Origin of the sequence: Seleniivibrio sp. (genome assembly GCF_021209385.1) — a bacterium.
GTDB lineage: Bacteria > Chrysiogenota > Deferribacteres > Deferribacterales > Geovibrionaceae > Seleniivibrio.
In genome coordinates this window covers 156,120-175,076 of sequence record NZ_JAJOIL010000037.1, presented here as the reverse complement: position 1 = coordinate 175,076, position 18,957 = coordinate 156,120, and the positions used below count along the sequence as shown (strand labels likewise).

General features: G+C 46.3%; 20 protein-coding genes. 16 read left to right on the top strand and 4 right to left on the bottom strand.

Features of this window, described 5'->3' with window-relative positions; genetic code table 11:
- Positions 1–36 precede the first annotated feature (36 nt).
- The 11 genes from LRY47_RS12980 (at position 37) to LRY47_RS12930 (ending at position 9,979) form a co-directional block, all read left to right on the top strand.
- Positions 37–894, top strand: coding sequence for an SPOR domain-containing protein (locus LRY47_RS12980; protein WP_295226122.1), 858 nt, complete (start codon positions 37–39; stop codon positions 892–894).
- Positions 894–2,048, top strand: coding sequence for a poly-beta-1,6-N-acetyl-D-glucosamine N-deacetylase PgaB (locus LRY47_RS12975; RefSeq protein ID WP_295226120.1), 1,155 nt, complete (start codon positions 894–896; stop codon positions 2,046–2,048). The genes LRY47_RS12980 and LRY47_RS12975 overlap by 1 nt, the downstream gene beginning before the upstream one ends.
- Positions 2,049–2,113: 65 nt before the next feature.
- Positions 2,114–2,800, top strand: coding sequence for an isoprenoid biosynthesis glyoxalase ElbB (gene elbB, locus LRY47_RS12970; protein ID WP_295226118.1), 687 nt, complete (start codon positions 2,114–2,116; stop codon positions 2,798–2,800).
- Positions 2,801–3,022: 222 nt separating this feature from the next.
- Positions 3,023–3,790, top strand: coding sequence for a 5'/3'-nucleotidase SurE (gene surE, locus LRY47_RS12965; protein ID WP_295226116.1), 768 nt, complete (start codon positions 3,023–3,025; stop codon positions 3,788–3,790).
- A complete protein-coding gene (locus tag LRY47_RS12960; RefSeq protein ID WP_295226114.1) occupies positions 3,777–3,908 on the top strand; it encodes a hypothetical protein in 132 nt (43 codons plus the stop codon). Before surE ends, LRY47_RS12960 begins: the two co-directional genes overlap by 14 nt.
- A gap of 13 nt (positions 3,909–3,921) precedes the next feature.
- On the top strand, positions 3,922–6,573 hold the full coding sequence (locus LRY47_RS12955; RefSeq protein ID WP_295226112.1) for a hypothetical protein: 2,652 nt from the start codon (positions 3,922–3,924) through the stop codon (positions 6,571–6,573).
- A 13-nt stretch (positions 6,574–6,586) separates the two neighbouring features.
- Positions 6,587–7,204: a MotA/TolQ/ExbB proton channel family protein gene (locus tag LRY47_RS12950; protein ID WP_295226110.1), complete on the top strand. Its 618-nt coding sequence runs from the start codon at positions 6,587–6,589 to the stop codon at positions 7,202–7,204.
- Positions 7,205–7,606: a biopolymer transporter ExbD gene (locus LRY47_RS12945; protein ID WP_295226108.1), complete on the top strand. Its 402-nt coding sequence runs from the start codon at positions 7,205–7,207 to the stop codon at positions 7,604–7,606.
- Between the two features lie 3 nt (positions 7,607–7,609).
- A complete protein-coding gene (locus LRY47_RS12940; RefSeq protein ID WP_295226106.1) occupies positions 7,610–8,347 on the top strand; it encodes a hypothetical protein in 738 nt (245 codons plus the stop codon).
- A complete protein-coding gene (locus LRY47_RS12935; RefSeq protein WP_295226104.1) occupies positions 8,347–9,480 on the top strand; it encodes an SAM-dependent methyltransferase in 1,134 nt (377 codons plus the stop codon). The genes LRY47_RS12940 and LRY47_RS12935 overlap by 1 nt, the downstream gene beginning before the upstream one ends.
- Positions 9,481–9,535: 55 nt before the next feature.
- Positions 9,536–9,979, top strand: coding sequence for a hypothetical protein (locus LRY47_RS12930; RefSeq protein ID WP_295226102.1), 444 nt, complete (start codon positions 9,536–9,538; stop codon positions 9,977–9,979).
- Between the two features lie 67 nt (positions 9,980–10,046).
- On the opposite strand, the gene bioD is transcribed toward LRY47_RS12930, so the two are convergent.
- Together bioD and bioA are read right to left on the bottom strand one after the other, a co-directional pair.
- A complete protein-coding gene (gene bioD / locus LRY47_RS12925; RefSeq protein ID WP_295226100.1) occupies positions 10,047–10,649 on the bottom strand; it encodes a dethiobiotin synthase in 603 nt (200 codons plus the stop codon).
- Positions 10,649–11,974 (bottom strand): adenosylmethionine--8-amino-7-oxononanoate transaminase, encoded by a 1,326-nt coding sequence (gene bioA / locus LRY47_RS12920; protein WP_295226098.1) that lies wholly within the window; start codon positions 11,972–11,974, stop codon positions 10,649–10,651. The genes bioD and bioA overlap by 1 nt, the downstream gene beginning before the upstream one ends.
- 50 nt (positions 11,975–12,024) lie before the next feature.
- Between bioA and LRY47_RS12915 the strand changes: the two genes are divergently transcribed.
- From LRY47_RS12915 to LRY47_RS12900, 4 genes are read left to right on the top strand one after another with little or no spacing between them, the layout of a single operon-like run.
- Positions 12,025–13,182 (top strand): 8-amino-7-oxononanoate synthase, encoded by a 1,158-nt coding sequence (locus LRY47_RS12915; RefSeq protein ID WP_295226096.1) that lies wholly within the window; start codon positions 12,025–12,027, stop codon positions 13,180–13,182.
- Complete coding sequence (locus LRY47_RS12910) at positions 13,179–13,502, top strand: hypothetical protein (RefSeq protein ID WP_295226094.1); 324 nt, start codon at positions 13,179–13,181, stop codon at positions 13,500–13,502. The genes LRY47_RS12915 and LRY47_RS12910 overlap by 4 nt, the downstream gene beginning before the upstream one ends.
- A 31-nt stretch (positions 13,503–13,533) precedes the next feature.
- Entirely contained in the window at positions 13,534–13,743 is a 210-nt protein-coding gene (locus tag LRY47_RS12905; protein WP_295226092.1) for a hypothetical protein, read from the top strand.
- Entirely contained in the window at positions 13,740–14,480 is a 741-nt protein-coding gene (locus LRY47_RS12900; RefSeq protein WP_295226091.1) for a methyltransferase domain-containing protein, read from the top strand. The genes LRY47_RS12905 and LRY47_RS12900 overlap by 4 nt, the downstream gene beginning before the upstream one ends.
- A 192-nt stretch (positions 14,481–14,672) precedes the next feature.
- Here the strand turns inward: LRY47_RS12900 and LRY47_RS12895 are convergent, their stop codons facing one another.
- Both LRY47_RS12895 and LRY47_RS12890 read right to left on the bottom strand, forming a co-directional pair.
- Positions 14,673–16,214 (bottom strand): sodium/solute symporter, encoded by a 1,542-nt coding sequence (locus LRY47_RS12895; protein ID WP_295226090.1) that lies wholly within the window; start codon positions 16,212–16,214, stop codon positions 14,673–14,675.
- Between the two features lie 18 nt (positions 16,215–16,232).
- Entirely contained in the window at positions 16,233–16,526 is a 294-nt protein-coding gene (locus LRY47_RS12890; protein ID WP_295226089.1) for a DUF485 domain-containing protein, read from the bottom strand.
- A gap of 489 nt (positions 16,527–17,015) precedes the next feature.
- Here LRY47_RS12890 and LRY47_RS12885 point away from each other — a divergent pair, with 489 nt between their 5' ends.
- On the top strand, positions 17,016–18,935 hold the full coding sequence (locus tag LRY47_RS12885) for a putative nucleotidyltransferase substrate binding domain-containing protein (RefSeq protein WP_295226088.1): 1,920 nt from the start codon (positions 17,016–17,018) through the stop codon (positions 18,933–18,935).
- The last annotated feature ends 22 nt before the right edge of the window (positions 18,936–18,957 follow it).

Here is an 18,957-nt window from a genome sequence, read left to right as displayed (position 1 = left end):
ATCTGCGGATGCCGATGCTCCTGACAGGATGTGACAGTGAGCGAACAGGAAAAAAACACAGAACAGACTGCCGAAAAAGGCAAAAAAAGTTTTGGTAACACAATAGTATTGTTTATCGTATTTTTCATCATCTTCACGGCGCTTGTGACGGGCGTTGCATTTTTTGCGGACAAGCTTAAGCGCTCCGGCAAAGAAGCAAAGACCACTGAGCAGATTGCTCCCGGGGATATGACTAATCCTGACAACGGTAAATCGTTTACTGTTGACGGCGAAGGAAACAAGACGGAAACTGCTCCGGCTGTTCAGCCTGCGGCACCGAAACCTGACGGGGAGAAACCGGATGTTGTTTTAAGCTCCCCTCCTGTTGATACTGCAAAACCGACACAACCCGCCGCTCAGCCGGAACCTGCGAAGCCAGTTGTTAAAGAGGAACCCGTTAAGGCTCCGGAACCTGCGAAACCTGTTGTGAAAGAAGAGCCTAAGCCGACGGCAAAACCTGTTGTTAAGGCGGAGACTCCCAAACCTGTTGTAAAGGCAGAGGTTCCGAAACCGGCAGTTAAAGCCGAACCTGCAAAGCCTGCGGTTAAAGCTGAAACTCCTAAACCCGCGGCAAAACCTGCACCAGTTGCGGAGAAAAAAGCTGCCGTTGCGAACAAACCCGGAGAGTTTTACGTTCAGCTTGCATCTTTCAAAAGCCTCGATCTTGCGAAAGAGGAATTCCAGAGGATGAGCCCGAAGGTGAACGATCTTCAGCTTGTTCAGGTTGATCTGGGTGAAAAGGGTGTATGGTACCGCCTCAGATGCGGAACACCGCTTCCTTACGACAAAGCACTCACAAGAGCGGACGAGATAAAAGCTAAAACCGGATACAATCCAGATATAATGAAGAAATAATGCTTATACGCTTTCTGATAATGACAGCCCTGCTTTTTTCGGCAGGGCTTTCTTTTTCCTCAGAACAAAATCCAAAAATAAACGGCGTTCAGGTGTTCGTGCTTGACAAAGCTTATGACGGCAATCTTGACGTTTTTTTCAGCGGTCTTAAAGCAAAAGGATACGATACGGTATTTCTGCGCGTATTCCACAACGGTTCCGACAGATATCATTTCAATGATGAAAATACGGACTGCAAAAGCGGAGTTTATTTTAAAACTTACAAAGCGTGCGTTGTGCGGGACGTGCTTGGTGAAGCTGTTGTTTCCGCCAGAAGGAACGGGCTTAAAATATACGCGTGGATGGCGACCCGCTCGCTTACTTTTCTAAAAACACCGGAGTACATTGAAAAATCTTTTGCTGTTGCCGGTGTTGTTGACGGCTACGGTGCTTCCATATTTGACAGCGTAGTACGCGAAACTCTGAAAGGACTGTTCGCCGACCTTGCGAAATACGATATTGACGGCGTGCTGTTTCAGGATGATTTCATTATGCGCTATTCAGAGGGTGCATCAGATGAAGCCGTTAAAATGTATGAGAGCGAAACATGTAATAAGCTGACTTACGATACACTTTTCGGGTGTCAAAACGATTATAAAATCACAAAAGTGTCGGGTGCCTGTGCGGAGACTTTTCTGCCGTGGGTGCGCTGGAAGAACGGGAAACTTATGGACTTTTTCGGTGAATTGAGGGATTCCGCTAAGGCTGTTGATCCGGATATAAAATTTGCCGCCAACGTGTATTACGAAACACCCATAGACAGAGCGAAAGGTCTGTCGTGGTATTCCCAGAGCATACAGTCCATGCTTGCCGCAGGATTCGACTATCTCGCCGTGATGGGGTATCACGATCAGATAGCTGCAGAGATGCGCAAGGACACTGACGAGGCGGTTGATGTGCTTTATGAGATGGCTGAGAACCTTGTTGCCGCCACGGATGATGAAAGCCGCATAATCCTGAAATTACAGATAACATCTTTCGATAAAACGCGCAAAGTTGACGAAGGTCAGATAAAGATGCTCTGCCGCATGACATCCGACTATCCGTCCATAAGCCGCGTGCTTGTACCTGTCAATTCACTTGAGGATGTCAAAGATATCTGCTTTTCCAACTAAACTTGTCCTATTGAGAAAACCTTGTTACAGTATAATATTAACAGTATAAACCATAGGAGGATACCATGCCCAGAATAGGAATAGTGCTGAGCGGATGCGGGGTTTATGACGGTGCCGAAATACATGAGGCAGTATTATCTATGTATTACCTTAAAAAATACGGCAACGAACTTCTCATCATGGCTCCGAATGTGGAACAGGCTCACGTCGTTAACCACCTTACAGGAAAGGTTGAAGAGGGGCAGAAACGAAATGTTCTGGAGGAATCCGCAAGGATTGCCAGAGGAAATATAACCGATATAGCCAAAGTTACTGTGGACGATTTTGATGCATTGCTTTTTCCGGGCGGTTTCGGAGCGGCGAAAAATCTTGTTTCCTTCGCTTTCGACGGAGCGGAATGTTCAATCAATCCCGACGTTAAAAGGCTCATCAAGGCTACAGTTGATGCGAAGAAGCCTCTTGCCGCTGTCTGTATCGCTCCTGTTGTTGTGGCGAGAGCTCTGGAAAATTCAGGTATCAAGGCTAAGCTGACAATAGGCAACGAAGAAGCAACAGCGCAGGCTATAAACGACATGGGCGCTGAGCATATTGAAAGCCCTGCGAAAGAAGTCATCATCGACGCACACCACAATATAATCACTAATCCGGCTTATATGCTGGCGGCAGATATAGCCGAGGTGGGCGAGGCGATAAAGAAAACGATGCAGGCATTGTCAGGGATGGTCAGTAGCAACTTATCGGCAGGGTGCTGATAAAAATAATCATGGTTAGTTGAGGGGCGCCCGCCCCTCATTTTTTGTTCTGCCGTTGACATACTTCGCTCTGCCGCGTCAGTTCCCGCCTGCATTTTTTTCCATACTGTTGTTATATTAATATAAATTTCGGGTAAATTTAACTAAACAATCGTTTATCTTCTTGATAAATCATTATGTTTGATATATGCTGAATATTATTACTAATGGATTGGAGGCACTATGCGGATTCTGCTTGCGAATGACGACGGTATATATTCTGACGGCATATATGCGATGTATAAAGCGCTGAAAGAGTTTGCTGATGTTACAGTTGTGGCTCCGATAACAGAGCAGTCAGCCGTCGGTCATGCAATAACGATCGCAGACCCGCTTCGTGTCACAGATTTCTTTAAATTCGGCGAATTTTTCGGCTACGGCATAAAAGGCACCCCTGCCGACTGCGTTAAGATTGCTCTTACCAACATAATGGACGAAGCTCCCGACCTCATTGTTTCCGGCATCAACCACGGCGCAAACGTCGCAAGCAACGTTATCTATTCAGGTACTGTGTCAGCCGCGACGGAAGGAGCAATGCTCGGCATACGCTCCATAGCGGTAAGCCTTGCCACCAAAGAAAAATTCGATTTCAGCCATGCCGCACAGGTCGGCGCATATTTCGCAAAATATCTGCACAATTCTGATATGCCTGCAAACACTGTACTGAACATAAACGTTCCTGCCTTGTCTATGAAGAATATAAAGGGATGGCGCTTTGCCGTACAGGGCAATGCAAAATTTCTTGACACCTTCGAGAAAAGACGGGACCCGAGAGGCTACAGCTATTACTGGCTGACAGGTGAGAAGAAGGAGTCCGATATGGACGAAAATTCCGACGACCACCTTGTTTCAAACGGTTTTGTCAGCGTTACTCCGCTGATGTTTGACATGACAGATCATAAGATGTATAAACATTTGAAAGAAAAGGGAGACGAAGGTGAATTCAGTTAAGAAATTCATACTTGCTGTGCTTCTGGTTTCCGCTTTCAGCGGAATCGTAGGATGCGAGGGCGGATGTTCCGACTCAAACCCTACCTCGCCGGATCAGTCACAGCAGCAAAGCAACTGATAAAAAAGGGTAAATGAAAAAACTTACTGCGATAATAGCTCTTTTTGTGTTGAACTCTGCAGCGCAGGCTGCTGTAAGTCTGCCGGACTTCGCCTTTACAGGTCAGGAGCTGACGGGATTTTCTATCCGTCCCTCTTTTAAGCAAGTGTCCGTTTCGTTCAGTGTTCAATCAGGATTTGACAGCTATTTAAAGCAGGAAAGCTTTGAACTTAAGCAGGTGGATTCCAAAGAATACCAGTCTGCCGACCCTGGCGGGATGTATTCGGGAAGCTTCGGTACATCTCTGTCCTCAGTTTTCGTGGGCGAAAAAGCCTATCGCAACAATATCGTAAAAGGCTATCTGGACAAACAGTATCTGTCCGTTATCCAGTCTTATGAAAAATATTATCCGAAAATAGCAAAAACTCAGTATGAACAGGAGGTCAATCTTGTTTATGCGTTTGCGCTCCTTGAGACAGGTTCCATAAGCAAAGCGATGGATATAATGAAGGGCGTTGCATACGGCGAAAGCACGTTCGCCGGAGCGGCTTCCGACAGGATAATGCAGTATTATCTTGAAACAAGGCTTTACGAAGAGGCGGATATTTTCGCCTCCGGTCTGAAAACCGTAACTCCTTATTCTCTTTACGGCTGGCTTTACAGCCTTTTACAACTCCAGAGATATGAAAGGGTGATTTCCACCTTCAACGCTCACAGCGAGATAACTTCTAAGGACAAAAGATTCTACGATTTTCTTATAACCGCTGAATACAGCCTTGGTAAGTTTGACGAGGTAATAGCAAACAGGGAGAACGCCGGAAACAACACAATGGCTCTCCTTGCTGATTCCTGCCTTGTCCGCGGCGATGTCAAATGTGCCGTAAACAGCTATAACAGTATCCCCGACAACAACATGAAGAACGTTATCTACGGTAAGATTGCCGTTGCCGAGGGGAACCATAAAGAGGCTGAAAAGGTTTTAGCCGCACTTGATTCCGACGAGGACAGGCTGAACATCTTCTTCTTTTACATCGGCAGAAATTTCCCATTCATAGATCTTTCCTTCATGGACAAGTTCGTGTTCGAGAGCAAGATAAACAACGACTACAATAAGTTTTACAGAGGTATCTGGTACCTTTCAAAAGGCGATGAGATGAATGCTATCCGCCAGATTGACGGTATCATATTCAACCGCGACCTGATAAACACAGCTTACTATTACAGAGGGCTTGCCTATTCGTCCATAGACCCCCACAGAGCACAGAGATATTTTCTGCGGTTCATGGAGCTTTCACAGGACGAACAGAAGCTTATGGTGACAAGATATATGCTTGGTCAGATATACTATCTGGACGGGCGTGCCGACGATGCGCTGATGCTTCTGCAACCCTGCGCGACGGACTACTGCCGTGTGCTCAAGGGAAAGATATTTATAGATAAGAAAGACCTCAATTCTGCATGGAGCAGTGTTGACGGTGTTAAAGGAAACGACGCGGCGTTCGTCCGGGCATCCATACAATACAACAAAAAGAACTACAAAGACGCTCTGGCACAGCTTAAGCCTATATCGCCCAAAGACGTTCAGAGCGATCTTCTGCTTATGCTCACCTATCTGAAACTCGGCGACAGTTCATCCGCAGGAGACGTTTTCAACAGGCACTCCAAAGACGAACGGTTCATGGATGCCTATCTGGATAATATGATGCTTGCCGGGCAGTATCAGCAGGTGCTTAAGCTTACCGACGGCAACAAGGACAGATACAGACTTGTACGCTCGAAGGCACTGTTCTCTCTGGGACGTTATCAGGAAGCGCTTGCAGGGTTCAGAAGTCTTGTGGACAGCGGGCTTCATAGCTTTGACGCATGGTATGGGATTCTGACATGCTATTCGGCAATGAAGGACGACAAGAGGTTTGACGATGCGGCGCGTGAGATAACTCAGGTTCGCCAGCAGTTCGACAGAAAAGATTTCCTTGTTTTGCAGGCGGCTAAGATGGCGCTGGACACTAAAGATACCAGACTAGCCACCATGCTTCTTAATCATTTCTTTGATAATTATGATGTTTCACCATATAAACGCGATGCGTACCTTCTGCGCGGACAGCTTTTCCGCGACACAGGCAGACTTGAGCAGTGCCTTGAGGATGCCCAGATGATGCAGAAGGGCGGACGAAGCGACGAAGGGCTTTTCCTTAAGGGCGAGTGCCTCCAGACATCGAAACCCGACGACGCAAAGGTCATATTTGAAGACCTTGCAAAGAATTCCGACAGGTACAGGGAACTAAGCTATGCCAAACTTGTCGATCTTGAGAGCAACCCGAAAGACCTGAAACCGGCCGTTCTGTTTTTCAGAAACAGAGATACCGATATATATGTTAAAGGGCTTGAGAAATATTTCTCAATGCTATCCGCTTCGCAGCTGACAGGAGAAAAAGCTCTTCTGGACGGGCTTGTAAAGGATGCCAACCCCGCTGTTTTGCCTCTGGCATACTATTACAGCGGAACGGCGCAGTACGGTGCGCGCGAATATGAAACTTCCGCCGCGACACTGCTTAAAGGTTATTACCTTTATCCGAACTCAAAATATGCCGATAAGAGCCTTGATAAGGCAGCAGATGCCTACGACAATCTGGGCAGAAAGGACGAGGCGGAGATAATGCGTAAAAAAATTAAAGGTACAAAATAACAGGAGGATATTTATGTTCGAGTTCAATATGGAGCTGATGCAAAAGGGCGGGGTGCTGATGTATCCCATTATTCTGCTCTCGGTCATTGCTCTTGCCGTGTTCCTGGAAAGGCTTGTGAGCCTCCGTGAATCGAACTTTGTCCCCAAAGATTTCATGGACAGGCTGATGGAAAAGCTGAACAATAAGGACATTGAGGCTGCGAAGACAATGTGTGCAGAGAACAAATCGTCAATATCCATCATTGCCGCCGATATCCTTAAAAACCTGAATCTGCCCTTTGCAAGGCTTGCGGAAACCGCTGAGGAATCAGGCAGATTTCAGGCGAAACGTCTTGAAAGATTCCTGCCGACACTTCAGGCAGTATCCACAATCGCCCCCATGCTGGGTTTCCTCGGTACGGTGTTCGGTATGATAAAGACCTTCATGGCTCTGGCAACATACGGCGCAGGAAATGCACAGCCTCTTGCGGAAGGTATCGCGGAAGCGCTTATCACAACAGCTGCAGGTCTTTGCGTGGCTATCCCCACTATGGCGTTCTACTATTTCGTTCGTTTCAGAAGCGAACGCATCACAGGGGAGCTTGAAAAATCCGCAAGCAGGATAATGAACGCAGTCGTTAAAGAGGACTAAATGAAATTCTCCAGAGACGAAAAGAAACACCCTGAGATCAACGTTACGCCGTTGATAGATATCGTATTCATACTTCTGATATTCTTGATGGTGTCAACGTCGTTCAACTTCACAAACTCCATAGATGTGAACCTTCCCGCGGCAAAAGGGGACGAAAAGCCCCTCGTTGAAAACATCCGCATCGTCATGACAAAAGACGGCGTGGTCACCGTTAACGACAACGCTGTTCAGATAACAGGTGTTGAATCTCTTCTTGAAGAGTTCAAGAAGACCGCTCCTGATGCAACAGTCATAATTGAGGCGGATAAAGAGGTTTCACACGGGAATGTCGTGACTGTTATGGATGCCAGCCGCAAGGCGGGATACACTAAATTTGCGATAGCTGTTGAGGAACAGGAGTAACATTTGAGATTTACACTCTTTCTCCTTCTGTCTCTGCTGGTGCATATTCTCATTATTGTGAACGTGCACGGGCTTCATATGTCGAAGGCGGAAAAACCTCAAAGCAAAATAATCGACGTGGAGATAGTTCCTCCCGCTCCGAAAGTGGAGGAGATTCAGCCGGAAATACCGGAGACCGCAGAAGCGGACAAGGGGGCTGCGGAAGAGGGGCAGAGCATAGCGGGTAACGTTATTCCTGCACCCAGCGCCACTATCCCTGAAATAGAGATCCCCAAAATGTCCACTGAAGATCTTACGAAGATAACCATGCCTAAACTGAATTTCAATTCAGAGGTGAAATCCGGTAACTCTCAGGCGGAAGAGTCTCTGAAAAGCGAAATAGCGTCCGAGGCGGAAAAATATCACCGTTCGGAAAAACAGTCTGCGGGTGAACAATCGACCGGAAAGACCGCCGGAAGTCAGGACGCCAGCGATTTCTTTAAAATCAAAAACCTCGGCGGCAACAGAAAGCTGGTTTACACTCCTGAAAAACCGTCTTTTTCCCTTACATCAAACACCAATGTCCGCGTGGAATTTAAAGTTGACCGCGGCGGAAACACATACTCGATAGTTCTGTTAAACAGAACAGATTCTAATATAGAAAGGCTTGCCATTGACTTTGTGCGTAAATTGAAGTTTAATGCCGTTCTGAACGCAGATGCGGAATCTGCGGAAATAACATTATACTTCAGAGTGAGATAGTGGATACAAGTCTTCAAACCTACGTTGAGAACCTTGTCCGTGAAAAAGGACAGATAACCTTTGCTGAATTTATGGACATTGCCCTTTATAAAGAGGGGATGGGATACTATCAGAGAGAGAACCCTTTCGGACAGCAGGGAAGTTTTTACACGTCCGTCAACGCATCCGAATCATTCGGGCGCACACTGGCGAAATCCTTTGTTTACATGATAAAAACTCTGGGACTTGAAAATTCCTTCTGTGAGATGGGCGCGGGAAGCGGAATGCTTGCCAACGACATCCTCAACTATCTGAAAGGGAACGAAAAAGATATCTATGATTCACTGTCATACACGATAATAGAAAAGAGCGGCTATCTGATAAACCGTCAGCGCGAGCTTATCGAGCAAGAACATAAAGGAAAGGCAGTCTGGAAGACATTTGAAGAACTGGACAATTTTTCCGGTGTGTTTTACAGCAACGAGCTTGTGGACGCTTTTCCTGTTCACCGCGTCATACGCATGAACGACGAGCTTAAAGAGCTTTATGTCAAAGAAGTGGACGGCAAACTCCGCTTTTTCCCAGACGAACTGTCAACTCCCAAGCTGAAAGAGTTTCTTGACGCTATCAATCTGAAAGTTGTTGAAACCCAGATAGTTGATATAAATCTCGATCTCAAATCATGGGTGCAGGCGCTTGCTGATAAGCTTAAAAAGGCTGTTGTCGTTACAATCGACTACGGATTTGAAGCTCCCATGCTTTACCAGTCATACAGACGGGACGGAACCGTCACCTGTTATTACCGCCACACACAGAACAACGATTTCTTTGAGCGGATAGGCTATCAGGACATCACCGCGTTCGTGGATTTCACCTCCCTCTCCCTTTACGGCTCAGAGAAAGGGCTTCGGCCCCTTGCATATATGCCCCAATGGCTTTATCTGGTTCAGTCCGGCATACTGGAAGAGATTTCCGCCTGCAAGACCGACCTGCAAAAGCAGTCTGTTAAGGCACTCATCATGCCGGAGGGTGGTTTCGGGACTAATTTTCAGGTGTTTGTACAGGGTAAAAACGTTGATATAACACCTGATTTCAAATATACCCGCTCAGCACGCGAGGTGCTTGACGAGATGGGGAAAGTTTTTTCCTCCTAAAACTGGCACGACATATGCTTATTAGTCCTCAGAACAAAGTTTACAGGGGGCTAAGATGATAATCTCAGGAAAATATTACCCGACGCAGGATCTTACAAATAAAAACGAAACATCCTCTACGTCTTCAACTAAAAGTTCAAATGTCGACAGCATTGTTGCACTTAGAAGCTTCTTTGGCGAAAGCGAAGATTCACAGCCAACGGGTTTTGCTGATACAGTTGATATTTCTGCAAAAGCACTCTCCGTTCTTGAGGACTACGTTCAGTCTTCCGGTACAACGGAGAGCGATTCTCTTCTTAACTATATAAAGGGCAATGCGCGTGAGAAATTCCTTGGCACATATGACAAAAGCGCCATGGAAGAGCTTCAGGGCGCAATGCAGTCTTTCAGCAACAAAGAGCTTGAAGACGTGTACGAAAAGGTGAAAGAGGCGAACCAGCAGCTTTCAGGCGGGTTCATCTCAATCGCTTCCAGAAACGGCGTACAGTCGCTTCTTTAATACGATAAGCTCCTGCGAAGACCCATAATCTGCGCAAAAGCTTTGGCTGGCTTATACAGTCTATGATTTAAAACTCTGCAAATTCCATAACATCGCTGAACACAGACCTGACGGCATTGTCCGTCAGGTCGTTCAGTATAGAGATGTTGAATTTATCCGATTTTGCCGCCGCAAAGTGGTTGTTCACCGCAAATCCTGCGAACGGCAGATTCTCTTTATCCAGAAAATAATAGTTCAGCATGGCGTGATTAATGCATCCGAGCTGGCTGGGAACCACTATCACGGTTTCAAGTCCGCAGTCCTTTGCTATGTCAAAGTTCATGTACCCCTCGTCCAGAGGAACCATGAGACCGCCGGCGCTTTCAACTATCAGCCAGTCGAAACCTTTTATCTCGTTTATCTTTTTTATGGTGTTCTCGTATGGGAAATCGTCGAACGCCAGATATGGAGCGGCAGGGAATTTCGCCGTGTTGAGAGTATACGCGTGTTCCGGTTTCAGTCCCGACATGTCTATCACGGTCTGTCTGTCGTCGTCTTCTGGATATCCTGTCTGTACGGGTTTCACATAACAGACGGAATCGCCTTTTTCCAGCAGATATTTGCAGAGCAGTCCGCAGTAATGTGTTTTTCCTATTCCAGTGTCGGTTCCCGATATGAACAATTTTCTCATCACAGCACCTCGTAAACGGATTCATAAGCTATGTCGACAAGTTTCACCATTTCGTCTTCGGTTATGACATATGGTGTCATAAAGTATATCACATCACCCAGATTACGCAGATATGCGCCTTTTTCAATAGCTTTTCTGAATATCTGAAATCCGGTTCTGGCTTTCCAGTCAAATTTTTCTTTTGTTTTTGTGTCTTTGACAAGTTCCACGGCGGAGACGCAGCCGAGATGCCGCACCTCGCCCACATGTGGTTTGCCGCTGAATTTTTTATCAAGATATTCATGCATCACGGGGAATTTTTTACCGTTGTTCTCAACAACTCTGTCCTCGCGGAATATCTTCATGGTTTCGACCCCTGCCGCGCATGCAAGCGGGTTGCCTGTGTAGCTGTGGCTGTGGAGAAACGCTTTAAGCGTGGTGTATTCGTCGTAGAACGCGTCATAAATGCCGTCGTGGGTCATGACGACGCTGAGAGGCAGATAACCGGATGTTATGCCTTTTGAGAGGCAGAGGAAATCAGGACATACGTCAGCCTGTTCCAGAGCGAACATTGTTCCCGTTCTGCCGAACCCGCAGGCTATCTCATCGAATATGGTGTGTATGTCGTAATGTGCCGCCGCCTGAACAAGTTTTTTCAGATACACGGGCGGGTACATCTTAAATCCGCCTGCGCATTGGAGAAGAGGTTCCAGTATCACGGCGGTAATATGTTCGTGATGCTCCGCCATTGCCTTTTCCATGTGACAGAAACATTCGGCATTACATGAAGTGCGCTCTTTTTCGAACGGGCATCTGAAGCAGTCGGGACCCTGAACACGCACGTTCTCCATCATTATATCGCCGAAAAGCTCCGTATAAAGCTCTTCGCCGCATACCGAAAGTGCGCCGAGGGTTTCGCCGTGGTATCCGGCGTCAAGGTATATGTATCTGTTCTTCTTGGGATTTCCTGTGTTGTATCTGTAGCCGTAGCTCAGTTTCATGGCAGATTCCACCGCTGCAGAACCTATATCTGCGAAGAATACTTTTGTCAGCTTTTCCGGCGTGAGTTTTACCAGATCGTCGGCTAGGATTTGTGCCGGAGTGTGCGTTATGCCGGCGAATATAACGTGTTCTATCTTGTCCATCTGGTCGGATATCGCCTTTTTGAGCCTCGGGTTATTATGTCCGAAGAGGTTCACCCACCATGAGGAAACGGCGTCTATGTATCTTTTGCCTTTGTCGTCTATGAGATAGATGCCTTCTCCCTTTTCAATTTTTATTATAGGGTAGGTCTCGTGATCTTTCATCTGTGTGCAGGGATGCCATATGGGCGTGTTAACTTTCATGATTCTTCCTTATTCATTGACAGGGCTTGTGCCTCTGATATTATTTCCCCATGAGAGATAAAATCAAGAAAAAACTGAACGAACTGAAGGAGCAAAATCTTTTCCGCACTATGCCCGACATAAGCGAGGGCGCCGGTAAGTTCGTTAACGTTGATGGAATAAAATACCTGAATCTTGCTTCAAACAACTATCTGGGGCTGTCGGAAGTTGAGGCGATACGCGAGGCGTCCGCAGAGGCTGTGATGAAGCTTGGCACCACCAGCGGCGCTTCCCGCATAGTGACAGGGAACTACAGCATATACGATGAACTGGAACACAGGATAGCATTGTTTAAACAGACTGAGAATGCGCTTGTTTTTAACAGCGGTTATGCGGCTAATCTGGCGATATTTTCTGCTCTGGCAGATAGAAACACTATCGTCTTTTCCGATAAATTGAACCATGCCAGCATAATAGACGGCATACAGCTGAGCGGCGCAAAACACATCCGCTATAAACATAACGACATGGCAGATCTTGAATCTCTGCTTGAAAAGCACAAGGATATAAAAGACAAGATAATAGCCACCGACACTGTGTTCAGTATGGACGGTGATGTGTGCCGCCTGCGGGATATTGTTGAGCTGGCGAAACAGTACGGGGCGCTGACGGTTATAGACGAGGCTCACGCTTCGGGCATCTTCGGACGCGGCAGCGGCTATGCACACGAGGCGGGGCTTGAAGCTTCGGTTGATGTGCATATGGGTACTTTCAGCAAGGCTTTCGGCTCGTTCGGCGCATATGTTGCCGCAGATGCGGATATCATAGATTATCTGCGCAACAAAGGGCGCTCGTTTATCTATTCCACATCACTTCCTCCCGCTGTGGTTGCGGCGAATCTGGCGTCTGTCAACTACGTTCGGGATAACCACGACATAGGTTACAGACTGCTTGATTTTTCAGACAGCATCCGCAGTTCCCTGCGTTCTATGGGATTTGACACAGGACTCAGCGTAACGCAGATAATCCCCATTATCCTCGGCGAAAACGAGCGGGTTCTTCTGGCGAAAGATTTTCTGATGGAAAAGGGCATCTATGTCGGTGCCATACGACCGCCCACCGTTCCCGTGAACACGGCGCGGCTGAGGCTTACCATGCGGCTTGACGTTATGGACGAGCAGGAACGTATTCTTGACGCATTCAGGGCGCTTAGAGCGAGCGGGATATGAAAGACGTTTTTGTATCAGGCTGGTGCGGGTTTCCCGAACTGTTCGGCAATTTTGCCGACAGGTTTGATTTTAAAGTGCCGTTCATAGATGAGATCGACTTTGAAAAGCTGTCAGGCAGAAATCTCGTCTGCTGGTCAACCGGTTCAAACCTCGCGCTGAAAGCCGATAAGCTTAACTTTGAAAATATAGTTCTGGTCTCGCCGTTCATCAGGTTCACCGATTACACCTCTGAACGGGTGCTGAAACTCATGATAAAAAAAATTCCGTGCAACACCGGAAACGGTCATAAAGGATTTTCTCGCCGCCTGCGGCTGTCCTGAAACAGAATTGCCAAAAATACCTGATTATCAGATGCTTGTAAAAGGTCTTGAATATCTGCTTGAAAGCGGAGAGGGCATACAGCAGCACAGACCTGAAATGACAGTTATACACGGTGTAGACGATGGGGTTGTTAACGTGTCTTCGGGTATGGCGGTGGCGAACAAGTTTTCCTCTTTATTTGTTCCGGTTGCGTGCGGTCATTTTGTGCCGCCGGAGATAATTTCGGAATATCTGATATGAAGATACACATCAAGCATGCATTCTGTTTCTCTTCGGAATCATACGACAGCTCGTGCGACATACAGCGTATTGTTGCAGAACACCTTGCAGAGCTTCTGCCGGAAGGCAGTCAGGACAGAATACTTGAGATAGGAACAGGCACAGGCATATTCACTAAGCTGCTGAATGAAAAATGCGGAGGCGCTTTCTGTGTGGATATTGCAGATGCTCTTCTTGCCAAAGCAAAAAAGAATTTCCCTGAGAATCATTATATCTGCGGCGACGGTGAATGCCTGCCTGTGATTGGAGAGTTTTCACTTATAACAGGTTCATCCGCTCTTCAATGGTTTCAGAGTCCGCAAAAGAGCATCCCCGATATGCTGAAATGTCTGAAAAATGGCGGTAAATTCGCTTTCTCTGTTTTCGTGGAGGGGACGTTCGTTGAGATGTCCATTCTCAACCAGATGACAGGCTTCGGCTCTGTTTATACTCTGCCGGATGAGGATGTATTTGCGAAAATATTTGAAGATTGCGGAGTGTCTGTTAACAAAGAGGTGTGTGAGTACGTTCTGCATTTTGACAGTGTCTCGGAGTTTCTGAAAAAGCAGAAAGGCACAGGTGCAACCTTTAGCGGCAGGGACTCACTGACCTCAAAGGCATCCTATAAAAAATTTCTTGAACTCTATCCTGAGCTTTTCGGTGAAAACGAAAAAGTTCCTGTCACCTATAGAATTCTTTATATCAGCGGACAAAAATAAAAGTAAACTTAGGTTTTTTTATCGGCTTGTTGCATATACTTAGATCGCTTCGGGTAAACCCTCGCGAAGATTAAACATGTTTATGTGGGGAAGCCGTAACAGCTGATGCGCAGTCTGATTTTCTTACTGTTTTTTGGCAAAAATAAAGGGGAGCCAGGCTCCCCTTTTTATGGTTGCAGTGAAAGTAATGTCTTATTCTGCACCGATTCCAAGATATGTTCTGATCTTGTCATCTTCAAATTTTTCCTGAGCTTCAGGCTCGGGGGTGAGGAGTGAAACCACTATTGCCACGATGAAAGCCGCTGTCATAGAGAACACTGCGGGGTTCTTCATGGGGAAGATGGCAACTTCGTTGTGGAGAACTTTAACCCATACTGTGGGGCTGAGGATGATAAGCACTGTTGCAGTGATACCGCCCACAAGGATCGACCATACTGCACCCTGTGTTGACATCTTTTTCCAGAGTATGGAAAGAAACAGTGCAGGGAAGTTTGCACTTGCAGCTATGGCGAATGCCAGACCCACGAGGAACGCAACGTTCTGGTCTTTGAAAAGTATACCAAGACCGACAGCCAGAATACCGAAGATAACAACGGATATTCTCGCAACCTTAACCTGCTCATCCTCTGTTGCATGTCCTTTCTTGAACACGCTTACATAGATGTCGTGGCTCATGGCAGACGATGCAGCCAGTGTCAGACCGGCAACAACCGCCAGAATGGTAGCGAACGCAACCGCCGCGATGAAACCAAGGAAGGGTGTTCCGCCGAGCATTTCAGCCAGTGCGGGAGCAGCCATGTTACCGCCTGCGTCAATACCTTTTATAGTCTCTTTGCCTATGAGAACAGCAGCAGCAAAACCAACAATCGGGATAACTATATAGAAATAGCCTATGAAAGTTGTTGCGTATGCAACAGATTTTCTTGCTTCTTTAGCATCCGGCACTGTGAAGAATCTCATAAGGATGTGCGGCAGACCGAGCAGACCGAACATCAGTGCAAGACCAAGTGAAAGAGCGTCCAGAGGACTTGTGACAAGTCCGCCGGGGTTAAGCATGTTGTCTGCGGGATACATTGTAACAACTTCTGTATAGAGGTTGCTGAGGCTGAAGTCGAACTTTGCCAGAGCAAGCACTGTAAGGACGGTTACACCGAAAACAAGGAGTACGGCTTTGATGATCTGTACCCATGTTGTCGCAAGCATACCGCCGAAAAGAACATAAAGAAGCATAACCACGCCCACTATGATCTCTGCCATTTCATAAGGCATGCCGAACATGAGCTGGATAAGTTTACCGGAACCAACCATCTGAGCGATTGTATAGCAAAGGACAACGAGCAGACCGCCGACAGCTGAGGCTATGCGGATGGGACCTGATTTAAGTCTGGATGCCACAACATCTGCAAAGGTGAATTTTCCGAGGTTACGCAGAGGTTCTGCGATAAGGAACATAAGTGCGGGCCATCCGACAAGCCAGCCCACTGCGTATATAGCGCCGTCATAACCGCTGAGAGCGACCATACCGGAGATACCGAGGAAAGACGCCGCAGACATATAGTCGCCTGCGAGAGCCAGACCGTTCTGGAAACCTGTAACGCTGCGTCCGGCAGCATAGAACTCACTTGTAGTTTTTGTCTTCTTTGCCGCGAAGTAGGTTATTATCAGAGTGAAAATAACCACCAGAACAAAGAAGAGAATGGCGGTGCCGTTAGGTTGACCGAGTGTTGATTGCATAGTGTTCTCCTTGTTCTGTTACTGCAAGTCTTGTTTCAAAGACTCAACTTTTTTGTCATACACTTTGTTCGCCCACGCAACATATATAAGCGTAAGCAGCCACGAACCGATGATAACGGCTGTGCAGAGAACGATACCTACGGTGATGTTCCTGCCGACCATAACGGCCAGGAAATCACGGTGCAATGCTACAAGGAAAATGTAGCCGTAGTAGATCACGAACAGGATCGCCAGCATTATAAAGCTGAATGTCCAGCGTGTTCTGACTAAGTCTTTGAACTTTTCAGAGTTCGTAAAGTCTCTAGCAGTCATTTTTGCTCCTCCTGATAAAAATCTGCAAAGGTGTTAAGTCATAGAAAACACGGTTAACATGTTTTTTACCCTGTTAACCATGGCACGAATATAAAACACTTTTTAATTATAATCAACAATAAAAATGAAGCGAAATTAAAATAATTTTCTAATTGGTTTTGTGATGATAAATTTCAGAGATGAATGTTGTATGGATGTTTTCTTGTAATATGCTTATAGATAACAGTATAATTCGTGTAGTTACAAGGTTCGGGGTGTTATATTTCGGTGCAGGGTGAAAAGGCTTTAAAAAAGCCGTAATCCGCTGCTATGGATTGTATACAGTATTCATTGTTCTGAAAAATCCTTGTTTTTCAGCAACGGGTTAATCTTCGCTTATAAATATCAATAAATGGCGAACAATAATATCACGATGTTCTATAATAGTGAAACAATATTTATTTTACTTCCTGTTGAAATGATGTATAATTAACTCATGCAGATATTCATATGTTTAACATAGGTCTGTGCGGAGTGAATATGCAGTATTCCGAAATTTCATCGATTCAGGAAATAGTTGATACAGCGGCGAAATTGCCGTTTTTTTCTTCTGTTCCGAAAGAAAGACTAAAAAACGCGATAATGAAATGCGAGTCTGTTACGGCTGATGCTTCCGAAGCACTCTTTAAAAAAGGTGAATCATATCATAAAGGGCTTTATATCCTTTTAAACGGAAGAGTCCGTATGACAGACGGGGGCAGCCGCGAAGTGATAATAGACAGCGGAGGGGTTATCGGTGTGTCCACTTTTGTGGGGAAATCCACATACAGAGTGACCGCATATGCTGACACCGCCTGTCTTATGCTTTTTATGCCGGAGCTTTATGTCTATAAACTGATGGAGGATGTTCCGGAGTTCCGCAGCTCATTCCACAGCCTTGTTTCCGAACGCAATGCGGAACTTGAGGGGAGGGCGAGCTGGTCTGTTGCTTCGACAACCTATAAACCGCTTGGAAGCTACATGTCCTCGCCAGTGCTTGCAGTTAACTCTTCCGCTTCCGTTCTTGAGGCATCAAAGCTTATGGCAGAGGCGAATGTCGGCGCTATCGTTATCGTTGATGACGAAAACGTTTTAAAAGGACTTCTGACATCCAAGCATATTGTGCAGAGATTTATTCCCGATATGCAGAACAATCCTACAGATATATCCGCGGGAAAATATATGGAACGCAATCCCGTGGCACTTCCAGCGGAATATCCGCTTGTGGAGGCGCTTGCGCAGATGCAGCACACCCGTGCTGACTATGTTGTTGTTGTCAGCGCAAACAGCCCCGTCGGGATACTTTCCAACAATGATATTTCAAAGATGCTGTTTCATAATATTAATGTGTTCGTTACGTATGTGGATAAGCTGGAGACTCTGGATGAACTTAAAAAGGCATATTCGGACATGTATTCTGTTGCCGCCTCCCTCATGGAAAATTCCAGGGTGAGCTATGACATACTGCCGGTTCTCTCTTCCGTGCATCTTAACATACAGCGCAAGATATACAGGCTTTGCGGCGAAGAATATTATAAAGAAACCGGATTTGACCTGACGAAAGTACGTCACACGCTCATGATAATGGGTTCAGGCGGACGGAGGGAGATGGCGCTTGATCCTGATCAGGACAACGGATTTATCTTTGACGACTCTGTGACCGATGAAGAGATCGCCATGTTTATAAAATTCGGTGCAAAATATTCAGATGCACTTGAGTATGTCGGATATGAAAAATGCCGCGGAAAGGTGATGGTTACAAATCCTGATATGTCGCTGCGCATTTCCGATTGGAAACTTAAGATATCCCGATGGGTATCGAATCCCGGATCAATAGGAATAATGTGGTCATCTATAATTTTTGACTTCGACGGGTTCGCCGGAGACGAGAAACTTGTCTGGGAACTCCGCAATCATATTAACCAGAATATTAACAACAGTCCGATATTTCTGATACAGATGCTTGAGCGTGACAGCGGTCTCAGGATACCGCTTTCCATGTTTGGAAAGTTCATAGGTGAAAAAGACGGAAAACACAAGGGAGAAATAAACTTGAAATCCTCCGCGTCTGCGTTTATAGTTGATGTGATTAGAGCTTTCACGCTCAAACACGGATTGAACGATCTGAACACCGTGGAAAGGATGAAGACCCTGCGCCGTATGAATGTCATCAGCGAGGAGCTTTACCTGCATACGCTGGAAGCGTATGAAACGGTTGTCGACATCATTCTGAAAAGTCAGGTGGAGAAAGCCGCAACGGGCGTTCATGTAAATAAATATATTAATCCCGATGAGCTTTCCCTTTATAACAGGGAAAGGCTGAAGAAGGCTCTGGGACATGTCCAGAAGCTTTTGAACATCGGGCTTCGTTATTTTAAGGGGCATCCGTGATGCACACGAATAGTGGATATAT

Excerpts from the sequence above, each read along its gene's own strand:
- LRY47_RS12975 (WP_295226120.1), top strand. The coding sequence starts at position 894 with ATGCTTATACGCTTTCTGATAATGACAGCCCTGCTTTTTTCGGCAGGG.
- elbB (WP_295226118.1), top strand. The coding sequence starts at position 2,114 with ATGCCCAGAATAGGAATAGTGCTGAGCGGATGCGGGGTTTATGACGGT.
- surE (WP_295226116.1), top strand. The coding sequence starts at position 3,023 with ATGCGGATTCTGCTTGCGAATGACGACGGTATATATTCTGACGGCATA.
- LRY47_RS12955 (WP_295226112.1), top strand. The coding sequence starts at position 3,922 with ATGAAAAAACTTACTGCGATAATAGCTCTTTTTGTGTTGAACTCTGCA.
- LRY47_RS12950 (WP_295226110.1), top strand. The coding sequence starts at position 6,587 with ATGTTCGAGTTCAATATGGAGCTGATGCAAAAGGGCGGGGTGCTGATG.
- LRY47_RS12945 (WP_295226108.1), top strand. The coding sequence starts at position 7,205 with ATGAAATTCTCCAGAGACGAAAAGAAACACCCTGAGATCAACGTTACG.
- LRY47_RS12930 (WP_295226102.1), top strand. The coding sequence starts at position 9,536 with ATGATAATCTCAGGAAAATATTACCCGACGCAGGATCTTACAAATAAA.
- bioD (WP_295226100.1), bottom strand. The coding sequence starts at position 10,649 with ATGAGAAAATTGTTCATATCGGGAACCGACACTGGAATAGGAAAAACA.
- bioA (WP_295226098.1), bottom strand. The coding sequence starts at position 11,974 with ATGAAAGTTAACACGCCCATATGGCATCCCTGCACACAGATGAAAGAT.
- LRY47_RS12915 (WP_295226096.1), top strand. The coding sequence starts at position 12,025 with ATGAGAGATAAAATCAAGAAAAAACTGAACGAACTGAAGGAGCAAAAT.
- LRY47_RS12910 (WP_295226094.1), top strand. The coding sequence starts at position 13,179 with ATGAAAGACGTTTTTGTATCAGGCTGGTGCGGGTTTCCCGAACTGTTC.
- LRY47_RS12905 (WP_295226092.1), top strand. The coding sequence starts at position 13,534 with ATGCTTGTAAAAGGTCTTGAATATCTGCTTGAAAGCGGAGAGGGCATA.
- LRY47_RS12900 (WP_295226091.1), top strand. The coding sequence starts at position 13,740 with ATGAAGATACACATCAAGCATGCATTCTGTTTCTCTTCGGAATCATAC.
- LRY47_RS12895 (WP_295226090.1), bottom strand. The coding sequence starts at position 16,214 with ATGCAATCAACACTCGGTCAACCTAACGGCACCGCCATTCTCTTCTTT.
- LRY47_RS12890 (WP_295226089.1), bottom strand. The coding sequence starts at position 16,526 with ATGACTGCTAGAGACTTTACGAACTCTGAAAAGTTCAAAGACTTAGTC.
- LRY47_RS12885 (WP_295226088.1), top strand. The coding sequence starts at position 17,016 with ATGTTTAACATAGGTCTGTGCGGAGTGAATATGCAGTATTCCGAAATT.